This window comes from Pseudomonas sp. MF09156, from assembly GCF_059862305.1.
In genome coordinates, this window is record NZ_JCBCUR010000015.1 from 55,005 (window position 1) to 70,872 (window position 15,868).

Sequence of the window (15,868 nt, forward strand, 5' to 3'; positions counted from 1 at the left end):
TCACGGGCGTGCTTCGCGCGCCCTGCCACTCCATCCCGGCACCGGCTGTACCACCAGCACCAAGCCAGAAAACCCTAGCACAAGATAGCTGAACAGCTGCCAGCGCAACGCTTCCGGCAGCAATATGCGCACCACGCAATACATTGCGCACGCATACAGCGCCATCAACAGCAGTTGCCCGCGCATATCCCGCCACAAACTCCCCAAGCCCTCGGCCTTGACCAGCACCAATGCCTGGAGAGTCACGCACGCCGCCGCAAATCCCACCAGCAGCGCACTCAATAATCCGCCGATCTCATCGATCAGCAACGGCGCCAGGCCAATCATGCCCAGTACCGGCAATACACCCAGGTGTAACAGCCACAGGCCGCCAACCCAAAGCATCTGGGCCAACTGCCAAAGCATGGCGCCCGCTGGAAGCGGGCGCCGTCTTTCAGATGTGACGAACTTCGACAATCTCGTACTCGATCACGCCACCAGGCGTCTTGACGGCGACCACGTCACCCTCTTCCTTGGCGATCAAGGCACGGGCCAGCGGCGAACCGACGGAGATCTTGCCGAGTTTGAAGTCAGCCTCGTCCTCACCCACGATATGGTAAGTCACGCTTTCATCCGTCTCGACGTTGGCGATTTCCACAGTCGTGCCAAAAATCACCTTGCCGGTCTTGGGAATAGTCGTGACATCAATGATGACCGCATTCTGCATGCGCCCTTCGATATCACGGATCCGCGCCTCGACCATCCCCTGCTGCTCACGGGCAGCGTGGTATTCGGCGTTTTCCTTCAAGTCACCCAACTCACGGGCCGTACCGATGTCCTGGCTCAGCTTTGGACGTACGACCTTGGTCAGGTGGGCGTGCTCCTCTTCCAGGGCCTTGGCGCCCTGGACAGTCATAGGGTATTTGATCATGCCTTCAATCCTGCGTGTAGATCCTGCAAGCGACGCACGGTCTTTTCCGGACCGAACTTGAGCGCTTCACAGATGGCTTCGCCAGCAGCAATGGTGGTGGTGCAGTAGATCTTGTGCTGCAAGGCATTACGACGAATGGAGTAGGAGTCCGCGATCGACTGGCGACCTTCGGTGGTGTTGATGATCAGGGTGACTTCGTCATTCTTGATCATGTCGACCACATGCGGACGGCCTTCCGTTACCTTGTTCACGCGACGCACTTTCAGGCCAGCGGCTTCAATCAGCTTGGCGGTCCCGGCAGTGGCCACGACTTCGAAGCCCAAGTTGATCAGATCACGGGCCACGCCTGCAACCAGTGGTTTGTCATCATCACGCACGCTGATAAACGCAGTACCGCCGGTCGGCAGCACTTCGCTGGCGCCCATCTGGGCCTTGGCGAATGCTTCGCCGAAGGTATCGCCCACACCCATCACTTCACCGGTGGACTTCATCTCTGGGCCCAGGATCGGGTCCACGCCAGGGAATTTGGCGAATGGGAATACCGCCTCTTTCACGCTGTAGAAGTTCGGAATGATTTCCTTGGTGAAGCCGATTTCCTTCAAGGTCTTACCGGCCATCACACGGGCGGCAATCATTGCCAGGGATACGCCGATGCACTTAGAAACAAACGGTACGGTACGCGAGGCACGTGGGTTGACCTCGATGACATAGATGTCTTCGCCCTGCAGCGCCAACTGTACGTTCATCAGGCCGACCACACCCAGCTCCAAGGCCATTTTCTTGACCTGCTCGCGCATCTCGTCCTGAATGTGCAGCGGCAGCGAGTACGGTGGCAGGGAGCATGCGGAGTCACCGGAGTGAACGCCCGCCTGCTCGATGTGCTGCATGATCGCGCCGATCACTACGTCGGTGCCATCGCAGACCGCATCCACGTCCATCTCGATGGCGCAGTTGAGGAAGTGGTCCAGCAGCACCGGGCTGTCATTGGACACTTTCACCGCATCACGCAGGTAGCGCTTGAGTTCGTCTTCTTCGTAGACGATTTCCATCGCCCGGCCGCCCAGCACGTAGGACGGACGCACCACCAGCGGGTAGCCGATCTTGCTGGCGGCGCGGATGGCTTCATCTTCGCTGCGCACAGTAGCGTTTGGCGGCTGACGCAGGTTCAGGCGCTCGACCATTTGCTGGAAGCGCTCACGGTCTTCGGCACGGTCGATGGCGTCTGGGCTGGTACCGATGATCGGCACGCCGGCCGCTTCCAGGGCCCGCGCCAGTTTCAGCGGGGTTTGCCCGCCGTACTGCACGATCACGCCTTTTGGTTTCTCGACGCGACAGATTTCCAGCACGTCTTCCAGCGTTACCGGCTCGAAGTACAGGCGGTCAGAAGTGTCGTAGTCAGTGGAAACAGTTTCCGGGTTGCAGTTGACCATGATGGTCTCGTACCCGTCTTCGCGCAGGGCGAGGGCGGCGTGTACACAGCAGTAGTCGAACTCGATGCCCTGGCCGATACGGTTTGGACCGCCACCCAGGATGATGATCTTGTCGCGACCCGACGGCGCGGCTTCGCACTCTTCCTCGTAAGTGGAGTACAGGTACGCGGTGTCGGTGGCGAACTCTGCGGCGCAGGTGTCAACACGCTTGTAGACCGGGAAGATATCCAGCTTGTGGCGGTGGGTGCGCAGGTTTTTCTCGGTCACACCCAGCAGCTTGGCCAGACGCTGGTCGGAGAAGCCTTTGCGCTTGAGGCGGAACATCAGGTCGCGGTCGATAGAGGAAAGACCCAGGGTCTTGACCTTCTCTTCTTCCTTGATCAGATCTTCGATCTGCACCAGGAACCACGGGTCAATCATGTTCATGCCGAAGATGTCTTCGACGGTCATGCCCGCGCGGAAGGCGTCAGCCACGTACCAGATACGCTCGGCGCCCGGGACGGTCAGCTCGCGCTTGAGGATGCTCATGCTTTCCGGGTTGCTCAGGTCGAGTTTCTCGTCCAGACCGCAAACGCCCACTTCCAGGCCACGCAGGGCTTTCTGCAGGGACTCCTGGAATGTCCGGCCAATGGCCATGACTTCACCGACCGACTTCATCTGAGTGGTCAGGCGGGCGTCGGCTTTCGGGAACTTCTCGAAAGCGAAGCGCGGCAGCTTAGTGACGACGTAGTCGATCGACGGCTCGAAGGACGCCGGCGTAGCACCGCCAGTGATTTCGTTTTGCAGCTCGTCCAAGGTGTAACCGATCGCCAGCTTGGCAGCGATGCGCGCAATCGGGAAGCCGGTAGCTTTTGATGCCAGCGCCGAAGAACGCGATACACGCGGGTTCATCTCGATCACGACCATGCGGCCCGTGTCCGGGCAGATACCGAACTGAACGTTGGAACCGCCGGTTTCAACGCCGATCTCACGCAGTACCGCCAACGAGGCGTTACGCATGATCTGGTATTCCTTGTCCGTCAGGGTTTGCGCAGGTGCAACGGTGATCGAGTCACCGGTGTGCACGCCCATCGGGTCGAAGTTTTCGATCGAGCAGACGATGATGCAGTTGTCCTTTTTATCGCGGACAACTTCCATCTCGTACTCTTTCCAGCCGATCAGGGATTCGTCGATCAACAGCTCTTTGGTCGGCGACAGATCCAGGCCGCGGGCGCAGATTTCTTCGAACTCTTCACGGTTGTAAGCGATACCGCCGCCGGTGCCGCCCATGGTGAAGGACGGACGGATAATGCACGGGAAGCCGAGCTTTTCGAGAACCGCGTTGGCCTCTTCCATACTGTGGGCGATACCCGAGCGCGGGCAATCAAGACCGATAGACTTCATGGCCTTGTCGAAACGCGAACGGTCTTCAGCCTTGTCGATGGTGTCGGCATTGGCGCCGATCATTTCTACGCCGAACTTTTCCAGGACGCCTTCGCGCTCCAGGTCCAGGGCACAGTTCAGTGCAGTCTGGCCACCCATGGTCGGCAGCAGTGCGTCCGGACGCTCTTTCTCGATGATCTTGGCAACGGTCTGCCATTTGATCGGTTCGATGTAGGTGGCGTCGGCCATGTCCGGGTCGGTCATGATGGTGGCCGGGTTGGAGTTCACCAGGATGACGCGGTAACCCTCTTCGCGCAGGGCCTTGCAGGCCTGGGCGCCGGAGTAGTCGAATTCACAGGCCTGGCCGATAACGATCGGGCCAGCGCCGAGAATCAGGATGCTTTTTATGTCTGTACGTTTTGGCATGGGTTTGTCACTCAAATCCGCAGGTCAGTCGGCAAGCCGTCTTGAACAATCTTTGAAGAGCCTGCGGGGGCCACCGAAATTCGGGGCCGCCCGCAAGCCACTCAGTCAGCGTCGCTTGGCCATCTCATTGATGAAACGGTCGAACAGCGGCGCTACGTCGTTCGGGCCCGGGCTCGCTTCAGGGTGGCCCTGGAAGCTGAACGCGCTCTTGTCGGTGCGCTCGATACCCTGCAGGGAACCGTCGAACAGCGACTTGTGAATGGCACGCACATTGGCCGGCAAGGTAGCTTCATCCACCGCAAAACCGTGGTTCTGGCTGGTGATCATCACCACGCCCGTATCCAGGTCTTGTACCGGGTGGTTGGCACCGTGATGGCCATGGCCCATTTTCAGGGTCTTGGCGCCGGAGGCCAGGGCCAGCAGTTGGTGACCGAGGCAGATACCGAATACCGGGATCTCGGTGTCCAGCACTTGCTTGATGGCCTTGATGGCGTAGTCGCATGGCTCCGGGTCACCCGGGCCGTTGGACAGGAACACGCCATCCGGTTGCAGGGCCAGTACGTCGGCGGCCGGGGTTTGCGCCGGCACCACGGTTACGCGGCAACCGCGCTCGACCAGCATGCGCAGGATGTTGTACTTGATGCCGTAGTCGTAGGCCACGACGTGGTACGGCAGCTCGCTGGCTTCGATAGTCGCGTGGCTGTCGGTCTTCAAGTCCCAGACAGTGGAGCGCCACTCGTACTTCTCTTTGGTGCTGACAACTTTCGCCAGGTCCATGCCTTTCAGGCCAGGGAAGCCCTGCGCTGCAGCAATCGCAGCTTCTTCGGAAATATTGTCACCGGCCATGATGCAGCCGTTTTGCGAGCCTTTTTCACGCAGGATGCGCGTGAGGCGGCGCGTGTCGATACCAGCGATTGCCACCACGTTGTTGGCTTTCAGGTAATCGGACAGAGACATCGTGTTACGCCAGTTGCTCGCAACCAGTGGCAGATCACGAATCACCAGACCGGCCGACCAGACACGATCAGACTCGACGTCTTCCGGTGTGGTACCGGTGTTGCCGATGTGCGGATAGGTCAGGGTAACGATCTGTTGGGCGTAGGAAGGATCGGTAAGGATTTCCTGATAGCCGGTCATGGCGGTGTTGAACACCACCTCTCCAACGGTCTGACCGTCGGCTCCAATGGCTTCGCCGCGAAAAATGCTGCCATCAGCAAGGGCGAGTATGGCTGGCTTAGTCAAGAAGACCTCCCGTAAATAAAGCCTGAAAGGGCGATCGCAGGTTGTAAAAAAGCGGAGTGACGTATGGACACGTCACCCCGCTTCTTCACCGAATTATTCTGCGCGCTTTTAGTGGACACACTAAAGCTGTAGCTTACAGAAAAAGGCTTTTTTGGTCCACCGCTAATGAGCCGAAAAGGCAGGAGAATGCGACAGGACGTCGCTTAGCGGGTAAAAACGGGGCCCTAGAGTAATACCCGGGGCCCGTTTTTGCTACTGATTAACGCAGATCCAGCACATCTTGCATGTCATAGAGGCCCGCTTCGCGCCCCTCCAGCCACAATGCCGCACGCACTGCGCCCTTGGCGAAAGTCATGCGGCTGGAGGCCTTGTGGGTGATTTCCAGGCGCTCACCTTCGGCAGCAAACAGCACCGTGTGATCACCGACCACGTCACCGCCGCGCACAGTGGCAAAGCCAATGGTCTCGCGCTCGCGAACACCGGTATGCCCCTCGCGACCATACACCGCGACTTTCGACAGATCGCGCCCCAACGCATCAGCAATCACTTCACCCATGCGCATGGCGGTCCCCGATGGCGCATCGACCTTGTGCCGGTGATGGGCCTCGATGATCTCGATATCCGCATCATCACCCAGCACCCGTGCAGCCATGTCGAGCAACTTCAGCGACAAGTTGACGCCTACACTGAAGTTGGCGGCAAACACGATAGGAATATCCTTGCCCGCCGCGACGAGCAACTGCTTCTGCTCGGCATTCAGGCCGGTGGTGCCAATGACCATGGCCTTGCCCGCCTTGCGGCAGAACGCCAGGTTTTTCAGCATCACTTCGGGCAGGGTGAAATCGATCAACACATCGAATTCATCAGCCACTTGCTCCAGGCTGCCGGACAGCGCCACACCGATCCGCCCCAGCGCAGCCAACTCGCCAGCATCGGCGCCAATCAGCGTACTGCCGGGGCGTACGATTGCCGCAGTCAGCCCCGACAGAGGCGAGCGCTGCTGCACCGCCTCCACCAGGTTCTTGCCCATGCGCCCGGCGGCGCCCATCACTGCTATACGTCGCATATCCACGTCCTTACAGGTCGCCGAAGAAGCGCTTCACGCCTTCGAACCAGCCAGCAGTCTTGGGCGAATGGGAGCCATCACCGGCCAGCGAGCCGCGCAGCTCTTCGAGCAACTCACGCTGGCGACGATCCAGGTTGACCGGGGTTTCGACGGCCACACGGCACATCAAGTCGCCCGCACCACCGCCGCGCACCGGCGCCACACCCTTGCCACGGATCCGGAACTGCTTGCCGGTCTGTGTCCCCTCGGGGATCTTCAGCTTGACCCGCCCTTCGAGGGTCGGAATCTCCAGCTCGCCACCCAGGGCCGCATCGACAAAGCTGATCGGCACTTCGCAGAACAGGTGCTTGCCGTCACGCTGGAAGATCGCGTGCTCGCGCACATTGATCACCACATACAGGTCGCCCGTCGGACCACCCTGTGTACCCGCCTCGCCTTCACCGGACAAGCGGATGCGGTCACCGGTATCAACACCCGCAGGCACTTTCACCGACAGGGTCTTGTACTCTTCGACACGCCCTTCGCCGTGGCAGGAATCGCACGGATCGGAAATGATTTTGCCCTGACCATGGCAGCGCGGGCAGGTTTGCTGCACAGAGAAGAAGCCCTGCTGCATGCGCACCTGACCAATACCACCACAGGTTGGGCAAGTGATCGGCGAAGAGCCCTTCTTGGCGCCCGAACCATCGCACGGCTTGCAGTTGACCAGCGTCGGTACACGGATGTTGACGCTGGTGCCGCGCACGGCTTCTTCCAGGTTCAGCTCCAGGGTGTAGCGCAAGTCGCTGCCGCGCTGGGCACCGCCGCGCTGACCGCCGCGACCGCCACCAAAGAAGTCGCTGAAAACATCTCCGAAGATGTCGGAGAAGTTCTGCCCGCCAAAACCGGCACCGCCGCCACCCATGCTTGGATCGACACCGGCATGGCCGTACTGGTCGTAGGCGGCACGCTTGTTCGGATCACACAGGCATTCGTAGGCCTCATTGGCCTCTTTGAACATTTCTTCGGATTCTTTGCTATCCGGATTACGGTCCGGGTGATGCTTCATCGCCAGGCGACGATAGGCCTTCTTCAGGTCCGCCTCGCTGGAGCCGCGCTCCACACCCAACACTTCGTAATAGTCACGCTTTGCCATAAGTCTTTGCACTCTTAAGGACGTTCGGCAAAACCCTCCTGAGCCTGCCAAACTCGTTGAGCCCCAATACAGGCCCGGACCCAACTCACGTCAAATTCAACGATCCTGGTCTTTACTGCTCTCAGCCGAGACCCAGCTAAAAACGCGGTGACTGTTGATCGCAAAGCAGGAGCATTCCCGATCACACCGCCAGCATCCGAACCTTGTCGCATGCTGTAAAAATTCCCGTACCCCAGACACGCCAACGCGGGAGCAAGCTCCCGCGCGGCGACATCCTACCAGTCACCGCTTGATAGCGGTCAACCGGGCGACCAAGTTACTTCTTCTGGTCGTCAACTTCTTCGAAGTCAGCATCGACAATGTCGTCGTGCTTGGCTTCAGGCTCTGCCTGTTGCGCCGCAGCGTCACCTTGCGGGTCCTGCTCGGCGTACATTTTCTGAGCGACCGGCGCGGAGACTTTCGACAGCTCCTCAACCTTGGCTTCGATGGTGGCCTTGTCGTCGCCTTTAACAGCGGCTTCCAGGGCAACCACGGCGGCTTCGATTGCGGTCTTCTCTTCAGCAGTCACTTTTTCGCCAGCATCAGCGATCATTTTGCGAGTCGAGTGAACCAGCGCATCACCCTGGTTACGGGCAGCGGCCAGCTCTTCGAACTTGCGATCTTCCTCGGCGTTCTTTTCAGCATCGTTGATCATCTGCTGAATTTCTTCCTCGGACAGGCCGGAGTTGGCCTTGATCACGATCGACTGAGTCTTGCCAGTAGCCTTGTCCTTGGCGCCTACGTGCAGAATGCCGTTGGCGTCGATGTCGAAGGTCACTTCAATCTGTGGCACGCCACGTGGAGCTGGTGGAATCTCTGCCAGGTCGAACTTGCCCAGGGACTTGTTCTGCGCGGCCTGCTTACGCTCACCTTGCAGCACGTGAATGGTCACGGCGCCCTGGTTGTCATCGGCAGTCGAGAACACTTGCGATTTCTTGGTAGGAATCGTGGTGTTTTTCTCGATCAGCGCGGTCATCACGCCACCCATGGTTTCGATACCCAGGGTCAGCGGGCTGACGTCCAGCAGCAGCACGTCCTTCACGTCACCGGCCAGCACCGCACCTTGGATGGCAGCACCCATGGCAACTGCTTCGTCCGGGTTGACGTCTTTACGCGCTTCTTTACCGAAGAACTCGGTGACCTTCTGCTGCACCAGCGGCATACGGGTCTGACCACCGACCAGGATCACGTCGTTGATCGAGCCTACATCGATACCCGAATCTTTCAGGGCGATGCGGCAAGGCTCGATGGTGCGTTGAACCAGGTCTTCAACCAGCGATTCGAGCTTGGCGCGCGAAATCTTCACGTTCAGGTGCTTAGGACCGGTGGCGTCTGCAGTAATGTACGGCAGGTTCACGTCGGTCGAATTGCTCGAAGACAGTTCGATCTTGGCTTTTTCAGCGGCTTCTTTCAGACGCTGCATCGCCAGCGGGTCACCCTTGAGGTTCATGCCGCTTTCTTTCTTGAATTCGTCAACGAGGTAGTCGATCAGACGAATGTCAAAGTCTTCACCGCCCAGGAACGTGTCACCGTTGGTCGCCAACACTTCGAACTGGTGCTCGCCATCAACTTCAGCGATTTCGATCACGGAAACGTCGAAAGTACCGCCACCCAGGTCATAAACGATCACAGTGTGGTCGCCCTTGGCCTTGTCCATGCCGTAGGCCAGAGCGGCCGCGGTAGGTTCGTTGATGATACGTTTTACGTCCAGGCCCGCGATGCGGCCGGCGTCTTTGGTCGCCTGGCGCTGGCTGTCGTTGAAATAGGCCGGAACGGTGATCACCGCCTCAGTCACTGCTTCACCCAGGTAGTCTTCGGCAGTCTTCTTCATCTTTTTCAAGATTTCAGCCGAGATTTGCGGTGGCGACATTTTCTGGCCGTTCACTTCAACCCAGGCGTCACCGTTGTCGGCCTTGGCGATTTTGTACGGCACCATCTTGATGTCTTTCTGTACGACTTCTTCGTCGAACTTACGACCGATCAAACGCTTCACCGCGTACAGGGTGTTATGCGGATTGGTCACAGCCTGACGCTTGGCGGACTGGCCTACCAGGATCTCGCCGTCGTTGGCATAAGCCACGATGGACGGAGTGGTACGCGCGCCTTCTGCGTTCTCAATAACCTTGGATACGCCGTTTTCCAGCACGGAGACGCAGGAGTTGGTAGTCCCCAGGTCGATACCGATAATTTTGCCCATGATTCACTCTCCCGAAACTTTGGATTTGGTTGCCGCAGCAGTGGTGGCTAACTGCGGTAGCACTTAAACGCTTGACTTATAAATGGGGTCGTTACGAACGATTTCAAGCCTGCTCGTCAATCGATGGCGAAACCGGTGCGGGAGCCTTGCTCACCACCACCATCGCCGGGCGCAACAGGCGACCGTTGAGCTGGTAGCCCTTCTGGAACACCTTCAACACGCTATTGGGCTCAAGGTCAGCATTTTCCTGCATGGCCATGGCCTGGTGATGCTCCGCGTTGAACGGCTCGCCGCCTTGTGGATCGATGGCTTCCAACTGATAACGCTTCAGGGTGTCCTGGAACATTTTCAGGGTCAGTTCGATCCCTTCGCGCATGGCTCGGATGTTTTCGTCGTCCGGGCTGGACAGCTCCAGGCCGCGCTCCAGGCTGTCGATGATCGGCAACAGATCACCGGCAAACTTTTCCAACGCGAACTTGTGGGCTTTCTCTACATCCTGCTCGGCGCGGCGGCGGACGTTCTGCAGATCGGCAGCAACACGCAAAGCCTGATCCTGAGCGCCTGCCAGCTGCTCTTCGAGCACCTGCACACGAGCCACCAGGTCTTCACCCGCTGCCTGCGAGGCCTGGTTGGCGTCTGGGTTTTGCGTATCCAGCGTCTGTTCGTCAGCCATAGTTTTCTCCTTTCAAAATCCTGCGCGAACTCAACTCGCGCTTCTGTTCCGGTATATGGGGCCACAATTTCCAGGTTCAAGGGCCGACATGTCCTGACCGACACTTTCCCGCACATTCCACATCGCGCTAAAAAACATCGCCATCCAAGCAAATTGAGCTAAGCCGCAGGATTGTCAGCGCCAAGCAAAACACTGTATAAATAACCAGACCTAAAGCCTGGGAGCAGCCATTATGCTGGTTCACCTGTCCGTACATAACTACGCCATCGTTGAGCATCTGGATCTTGAACTGGATCGCGGGATGAGCGTAATCACAGGCGAAACCGGCGCCGGCAAGTCGATCATGCTCGACGCCCTGGGCCTGACCCTGGGCGATCGCGCCGACAGTGGCGTGGTTCGCCCGGGTGCAGACAAGGCCGATATCCTGGCGACCTTTGACCTGGCAGATATCCCGGAAGCCAGCGCCTGGCTCGCCGAACGTGAACTGGACAACGACGGCCCATGCATCCTGCGCCGCGTGATCACCGCCGAAGGCCGCTCCCGAGGCTACATCAATGGCACGCCCTGCCCCCTCGGCGACCTGAAGGCCCTCGGCGAGTTGTTGATCGACATCCACAGCCAGCACGAGCATCAATCCCTGCTGAAAACCGACACCCACCGCCGCCTGCTGGATGAGTACGCCGGCGCCACCGACCTGGCTCGCCAAGTGCAGTTGGCCGCGCAGCGCTGGCGCCAGACCCGCCTGGAACTGGAGCGCCTGTCCAATTCCGGCGACGAACAACGCGCCCGCCACCAACTCCTCAGCTATCAACTGGAAGAGCTGGAAAGCCTGGGCCTGGGCGAAACCGAACTGGAACAGTTGGAGCAGGAACACAAGAACCTGACCAATGCCGAAACCCTGCTGGGCATCTGCCGCCAGGTTGTCGAGCAATGCAGCGAAAGTGACTCCGGCAATGTGCTGAACGCACTGACGGCAAGCCTTAACCGCCTGTCGAGCGTAAACAGCGGCTCCGGCTCACTAAATGAAGCCACCACACTGCTGACCAGTGCGCAGATCCAGGTAGAAGAGGCGGTTGGCGAGTTGAACCGCTTCCTTGACCACTTCGATGCCGACCCGGCTCGCCTGCAAGAGATCGAAGAACGCCTCGACACTATTTATACCTTGGCGCGCAAACACCGGATCCAACCAACAGAAGTCGCAGCCATGCAGCAAAAACTGCTGGATGAGATCGAAACCCTGAACGCCAACGATGAATCCATTGAGCGCCTGGGTGATGAACTGGCCTCTTTCGCCCGCCACTACCAGGAAAAAGCGCGGGAGCTGAGCGACCTGCGACACCAGGCCGCAACTGCACTGGCCTGCGCGGTGGAACAGGAAATCCAGCGTTTGGGCATGCCCGGCGGGCGCTTCACCATCGAGCTACACGCCAATAGCGGCAATGAACTGCAGCCCAACGGCCTTGAGCAAGTCGAACTGCTGGTCAGCGCCAACCCGGGCCAACCCCTCAAGGCACTGGCCAAGGTGGCGTCTGGTGGCGAGTTGTCACGGATCAGCCTGGCGATCCAAGTCATCACTGCCCAGACCTCTCGCGTACCGACCTTGGTCTTCGACGAAGTGGACGTGGGGATCGGCGGGCCAACCGCGGAAATTGTCGGCCAACTGCTGCGTCGCCTCGGTGAGCGCGGGCAGGTATTGACCGTTACCCACTTGCCCCAGGTGGCAGCCCAGGGGCATCAGCATCTGTTTGTGCATAAGGTGCGGGGCAGTGATGCCACACACACCGCGGTGTCCAAGTTGAACAAGACCGAACGCGTGGAAGAAGTCGCGCGCATGCTCGGCGGCATCGATCTGACCAAGGAGTCCCTGGCCCATGCGAAGAAAATGGTGGTGACGGCGAAGGCCTGATCGCGAGTTTCCCCTCGCTAGAAAGCACGAAGGCGACCCTAAGGTCGCCTTCGATCGTTTCGCAGAGCGAATCTGCGTAGCTTTCTTACTTTTTCTTACGTATGTACAGGACCAGATTATGGTCCACCAAATCGAATCCGTGCTGCTCAGCGATCTCATGCTGGAGCTTCTCGATTGCAGGACTGGTGAACTCGATTACCTCATTGGTATCCAGGTCAACCATATGGTCGTGATGACCACCGTCAGCCAGTTCAAACACTGCATGACCGCCGTCGAAATTATGACGAACCACCAGCCCTGCGGCTTCAAACTGGGTCAGTACACGGTAAACCGTGGCCAGGCCGACGTCCTCGTTAGACTCCATCAGTGCCTTGTAGACATCCTCGGCACTCATGTGGCGCTGCTCGGCGGAATCGAGCATTTGTAGAATCTTGACTCGTGGCAGAGTCACTTTAAGACCGGCTTTGCGTAGTTCGCTATTTTCAACCATGGTTAGCTTTCTCGCGGATGCTGCTTCGCAGCTTCTCTTAATACGGGTATGATCGGCGTTTACGTTGTCCCAGCCAAGATAGTGGAAGTCGCCCACCGATGCAAAACACCAAGCTCTTGCTAACCAGTTTCACCCTTGTGGGACTGCTCGCACTCGCCGGTTGTTCATTCCCCGGGGTTTACAAAATCGACATCCAGCAGGGCAATGTCGTCACGCAGGACATGATAGACCAGTTACGCCCGGGAATGACCCGACGGCAAGTACGGTTTATCATGGGCAATCCCCTGCTGACCGACACATTCCATGCCGATCGCTGGGATTATCTCTATAGCCTGCAGCCTGGAGGCGGGGAACGCCAACAGGAGCGCGTCAGTGTCATCTTTAATGGCAATGACCAACTCGTCAGCCTTTCCGGTGACTTCATGCCTGGCGTAAGCCGCGATGAAGCCCTGCTGGGCAAGGACAGCGGGACCAGCGTCACTGCGCCAGCGCAGAATGCTGAAAAGCCCAAGTCCGAGGTGCCGGCCAAGCCTGGCTCCTTGCTGGATACCATCCAGAAAGATATCGACAGCGTCGAAACCGTACCGGTGCCAACGCCAGAGCCTCTGGATACAGGCCCGCAATAATTTGCATCGCTCAACAAAAAGCCCGGCATGCCGGGCTTTTTGTTGCCTGCTGTTTCGCAGGTTATGGATTTTGCCGCCGAGCTTCGGCTGCTTTAGCCGCTCGCAAGCGCCTTACCTCTTTGGGATCCGCCAGCAAAGGGCGATAAATCTCGATGCGATCGCCGAGCTGCACGCTACGCGTTTCAGCATCCGCCACAACCTTGCCGAAAATTCCCAAGGGGCAACTGGCAACATCCAGTTCAGGAAACTGCGCCGCAATACCTGAAGCCAGCACCGCCGCCCGCAGGCTCGTCCCCGGCGCAACCGCCAGATTCAACAACAATTGGCGATCCACTGCCGCGCAGACCACCTCAATCTCAATCATGGACTCAGCCATGCAATTGCTTGGCCCGCTGGCAAAACGCATCCACCAGGGTGTTCGCCGCCTGATTGAACAGCGGCCCCAAGGTCGCCCGCACAATGGAGCCTGCGTAATCAAACGTCAGGTCCAGGCTGATCTTGCACGCCTTCTCCCCCAATGGCTTGAATACCCAGACACCATGCAGTTGAGTGAACGGCCCCTCTTCCAGATTCATCTCGATGGATCGACCAGGCACCAGGACATTGCTCGTCACAAACTTCTGACCAAGCCCGCCCTTGGACACCTCCAGACTCGCACGCATATGCTCATCGCTGCTCTCCAATACCGTGGATGAGGAGCACCAGGGCAGGAAATCCGGGTAGCTCGCCACGTCGTTGACCAGGTCATAGAGCGCTTGCGCCGGATAAGGCAGCAGGGCCGAGCGTTGAATATGCGTCGTCATGGGAACGTTATTTCCGAAGCTGAGCGGCAAACATCGCGAAAAGACTGCCCGATTCGCGAGAGAAAAAAACCAGAAACCTGGCGGTATTGTCCGGGATTCGTCCAACACGCTCAAGCACGCAGGTTGACCGTAGCCGACACGCTCGCAACTCCCTATAATGCCGCCCCTATGGCTAAACAAAAGAAACACCCAACAGGGACCATCGCGCAGAACAAAAAGGCGCGACACGATTACTTCATCGAACATCGGTTCGAGGCTGGTCTGGTCCTGGCCGGCTGGGAAGTAAAAAGTCTGCGCGCCAGCAAGTTGCAGCTGGTCGACAGTTACGTGCTGCTCAAGGATGGCGAGGCCTGGCTGCTCGGCAGTCATATCACGCCGTTGATGACCGCCAGCACCCACGTCATTGCCGACCCAGTGCGTACGCGCAAGCTGCTGCTCAATGCGCGCGAACTGGAAAAGCTCGCCGCTGCCGTACAACAGAAGGGCTACGCCTGCGTCTGCCTGTCGTGGTACTGGAGCAAGCACCTGGTCAAGTGCGAGATCGCACTGGGCAAGGGCAAGAAGGAATACGACAAGCGTGATACCGAGCGCGAGCGCGACTCCAATCGGGAATTGCAGCGCGCCGTACGCAACAAGGGCAAGGAAGACTGATCTTCCCCGGCCCTTGATGCGAGCCCGTGTGGCCAGGGAGCCTGCTCCCTGCGCCGCAACTGCCGGTCACATCCCCTTGCGCCGCTCCGCCCGCGCCATGCGCTGGACTTCCTGACGCACTTCCTCCAACACTTCCTGCACGTACAGCAGGTGACGTGTTGAAACTTCCCGCGCCTGTTCCGCCCGCCCTTCGATAATCGCCAGGTACAAGTCGCGATGCTGATTGATCAGCATGTCGCGGGTTTCGCTGCGTTGCTGGTACATGCCACCGATATTGGTCACCACGTTACGCTTGAGCAGATCAAACAAACCGCGAATAGTGTGCAGCAATACCGCATTGTGGCTCGCTTCGGCGATAGCCAAGTGAAACCTGGCATCAGCCGCGCCCTCTTCAATACGGCTCACCTCATCGTCACGCGTGTAGCAATCCTGCAAGGTATCAAAGGCTGCCGTCAGCCGCTCACGGTCCACTTCCGTGGCGCGCAACGCCGCGTAATAGGCGCAAGACGCCTCGAGCGTCTGACGAAACTCCAGCAGATCACGCTGGGCTTCGGGGTTGTTTTCCAGCAGATGCAGCAATGGGTCGCTGAAGGTTGAACCCAGCGTCTCCACCACATAGTTGCCGCCGCCCTGGCGACTGACCAGCAACCCCTTGGCCGCCAGCTTCTGGATCGCCTCGCGCAACGAGGGGCGCGACACACCAAACTGTTCAGCCAGTGCGCGCTCGGCTGGCAATCGCTCGCCCGACTTCAACGTGCCCTCAAGGATCATGCCCTCAAGCTGCTCGACAATATCGTCGGACAAACGGCGCTGACGCACCTGATCAAACGCCATAACTGACTCTCCACGATCCCGGCCACTCGCCGGGCCCTCTATTCTGGCCTATTGCCGCGCTGTCGGCACCTATCAGAG

Annotated in this window: 15 protein-coding genes; 3 read left to right on the plus strand and 12 right to left on the minus strand. The window is 58.8% G+C overall.

All coding sequences use genetic code 11. The annotated features are described in order from the left end of the window. From AC19YY_RS24385 to grpE, 8 genes are all read right to left on the minus strand, one after another. Nucleotides 1-405 carry an MFS transporter gene (locus AC19YY_RS24385; RefSeq protein ID WP_432755024.1) on the minus strand — a complete coding sequence of 135 codons (405 nt, stop codon included), beginning with the start codon at nucleotides 403-405 and terminating at the stop codon, nucleotides 1-3. A 28-nt stretch (nucleotides 406-433) separates the two neighbouring features. After that, entirely contained in the window at nucleotides 434-910 is a 477-nt protein-coding gene (gene greA, locus AC19YY_RS24390) for a transcription elongation factor GreA (RefSeq protein WP_032862903.1), read from the minus strand. Then, on the minus strand, nucleotides 907-4,128 hold the full coding sequence (carB, locus tag AC19YY_RS24395; protein WP_169955084.1) for a carbamoyl-phosphate synthase large subunit: 3,222 nt from the start codon (nucleotides 4,126-4,128) through the stop codon (nucleotides 907-909). The genes greA and carB overlap by 4 nt, the downstream gene beginning before the upstream one ends. 105 nt (nucleotides 4,129-4,233) lie before the next feature. After that, complete coding sequence (gene carA / locus AC19YY_RS24400; RefSeq protein WP_169955085.1) at nucleotides 4,234-5,370, minus strand: glutamine-hydrolyzing carbamoyl-phosphate synthase small subunit; 1,137 nt, start codon at nucleotides 5,368-5,370, stop codon at nucleotides 4,234-4,236. A gap of 259 nt (nucleotides 5,371-5,629) precedes the next feature. After that, nucleotides 5,630-6,436, minus strand: coding sequence for a 4-hydroxy-tetrahydrodipicolinate reductase (gene dapB, locus AC19YY_RS24405; protein ID WP_169955086.1), 807 nt, complete (start codon nucleotides 6,434-6,436; stop codon nucleotides 5,630-5,632). Nucleotides 6,437-6,446: 10 nt separating this feature from the next. Continuing rightward, entirely contained in the window at nucleotides 6,447-7,571 is a 1,125-nt protein-coding gene (gene dnaJ / locus AC19YY_RS24410) for a molecular chaperone DnaJ (RefSeq protein ID WP_169955087.1), read from the minus strand. Nucleotides 7,572-7,887: 316 nt separating this feature from the next. Continuing rightward, nucleotides 7,888-9,807 (minus strand): molecular chaperone DnaK, encoded by a 1,920-nt coding sequence (dnaK, locus tag AC19YY_RS24415; RefSeq protein WP_500605003.1) that lies wholly within the window; start codon nucleotides 9,805-9,807, stop codon nucleotides 7,888-7,890. Between the two features lie 103 nt (nucleotides 9,808-9,910). Beyond that, nucleotides 9,911-10,480, minus strand: coding sequence for a nucleotide exchange factor GrpE (grpE, locus tag AC19YY_RS24420; protein WP_169955089.1), 570 nt, complete (start codon nucleotides 10,478-10,480; stop codon nucleotides 9,911-9,913). A gap of 232 nt (nucleotides 10,481-10,712) precedes the next feature. Here grpE and recN point away from each other — a divergent pair, with 232 nt between their 5' ends. Then, nucleotides 10,713-12,386: a DNA repair protein RecN gene (gene recN, locus AC19YY_RS24425; RefSeq protein ID WP_500605004.1), complete on the plus strand. Its 1,674-nt coding sequence runs from the start codon at nucleotides 10,713-10,715 to the stop codon at nucleotides 12,384-12,386. Nucleotides 12,387-12,471: 85 nt separating this feature from the next. Here the strand turns inward: recN and fur are convergent, their stop codons facing one another. Continuing rightward, complete coding sequence (gene fur, locus AC19YY_RS24430; RefSeq protein ID WP_038448157.1) at nucleotides 12,472-12,876, minus strand: ferric iron uptake transcriptional regulator; 405 nt, start codon at nucleotides 12,874-12,876, stop codon at nucleotides 12,472-12,474. 98 nt (nucleotides 12,877-12,974) lie between these two features. On the opposite strand from fur, the gene AC19YY_RS24435 reads away from it, so the two are divergent. After that, a complete protein-coding gene (locus AC19YY_RS24435) occupies nucleotides 12,975-13,502 on the plus strand; it encodes an outer membrane protein assembly factor BamE (RefSeq protein WP_169955091.1) in 528 nt (175 codons plus the stop codon). Between the two features lie 61 nt (nucleotides 13,503-13,563). On the opposite strand, the gene AC19YY_RS24440 is transcribed toward AC19YY_RS24435, so the two are convergent. After that, nucleotides 13,564-13,878, minus strand: a complete 315-nt coding sequence (locus AC19YY_RS24440) for an RnfH family protein (RefSeq protein WP_172314658.1) — start codon at nucleotides 13,876-13,878, stop codon at nucleotides 13,564-13,566. Continuing rightward, nucleotides 13,871-14,305, minus strand: a complete 435-nt coding sequence (locus tag AC19YY_RS24445; protein ID WP_032862891.1) for a type II toxin-antitoxin system RatA family toxin — start codon at nucleotides 14,303-14,305, stop codon at nucleotides 13,871-13,873. The genes AC19YY_RS24440 and AC19YY_RS24445 overlap by 8 nt, the downstream gene beginning before the upstream one ends. 168 nt (nucleotides 14,306-14,473) lie before the next feature. Between AC19YY_RS24445 and smpB the strand changes: the two genes are divergently transcribed. Further along, nucleotides 14,474-14,956 carry an SsrA-binding protein SmpB gene (gene smpB / locus AC19YY_RS24450; RefSeq protein WP_029299012.1) on the plus strand — a complete coding sequence of 161 codons (483 nt, stop codon included), beginning with the start codon at nucleotides 14,474-14,476 and terminating at the stop codon, nucleotides 14,954-14,956. A 66-nt stretch (nucleotides 14,957-15,022) separates the two neighbouring features. Here the strand turns inward: smpB and AC19YY_RS24455 are convergent, their stop codons facing one another. Then, nucleotides 15,023-15,790, minus strand: a complete 768-nt coding sequence (locus AC19YY_RS24455; protein ID WP_500605005.1) for an FCD domain-containing protein — start codon at nucleotides 15,788-15,790, stop codon at nucleotides 15,023-15,025. Between the last annotated feature and the right edge of the window lie 78 nt (nucleotides 15,791-15,868).

Bases quoted from the DNA above. Each gene is read 5' to 3' on its own strand.
- fur (WP_038448157.1), bottom strand. From the start codon at position 12,876: ATGGTTGAAAATAGCGAACTACGCAAAGCCGGTCTTAAAGTGACTCTG.
- AC19YY_RS24435 (WP_169955091.1), top strand. From the start codon at position 12,975: ATGCAAAACACCAAGCTCTTGCTAACCAGTTTCACCCTTGTGGGACTG.
- dapB (WP_169955086.1), bottom strand. From the start codon at position 6,436: ATGCGACGTATAGCAGTGATGGGCGCCGCCGGGCGCATGGGCAAGAAC.
- carB (WP_169955084.1), bottom strand. From the start codon at position 4,128: ATGCCAAAACGTACAGACATAAAAAGCATCCTGATTCTCGGCGCTGGC.
- dnaK (WP_500605003.1), bottom strand. From the start codon at position 9,807: ATGGGCAAAATTATCGGTATCGACCTGGGGACTACCAACTCCTGCGTC.
- greA (WP_032862903.1), bottom strand. From the start codon at position 910: ATGATCAAATACCCTATGACTGTCCAGGGCGCCAAGGCCCTGGAAGAG.
- dnaJ (WP_169955087.1), bottom strand. From the start codon at position 7,571: ATGGCAAAGCGTGACTATTACGAAGTGTTGGGTGTGGAGCGCGGCTCC.
- recN (WP_500605004.1), top strand. From the start codon at position 10,713: ATGCTGGTTCACCTGTCCGTACATAACTACGCCATCGTTGAGCATCTG.
- smpB (WP_029299012.1), top strand. From the start codon at position 14,474: ATGGCTAAACAAAAGAAACACCCAACAGGGACCATCGCGCAGAACAAA.
- AC19YY_RS24445 (WP_032862891.1), bottom strand. From the start codon at position 14,305: ATGACGACGCATATTCAACGCTCGGCCCTGCTGCCTTATCCGGCGCAA.
- grpE (WP_169955089.1), bottom strand. From the start codon at position 10,480: ATGGCTGACGAACAGACGCTGGATACGCAAAACCCAGACGCCAACCAG.
- AC19YY_RS24385 (WP_432755024.1), bottom strand. From the start codon at position 405: ATGCTTTGGCAGTTGGCCCAGATGCTTTGGGTTGGCGGCCTGTGGCTG.
- AC19YY_RS24440 (WP_172314658.1), bottom strand. From the start codon at position 13,878: ATGGCTGAGTCCATGATTGAGATTGAGGTGGTCTGCGCGGCAGTGGAT.
- AC19YY_RS24455 (WP_500605005.1), bottom strand. From the start codon at position 15,790: ATGGCGTTTGATCAGGTGCGTCAGCGCCGTTTGTCCGACGATATTGTC.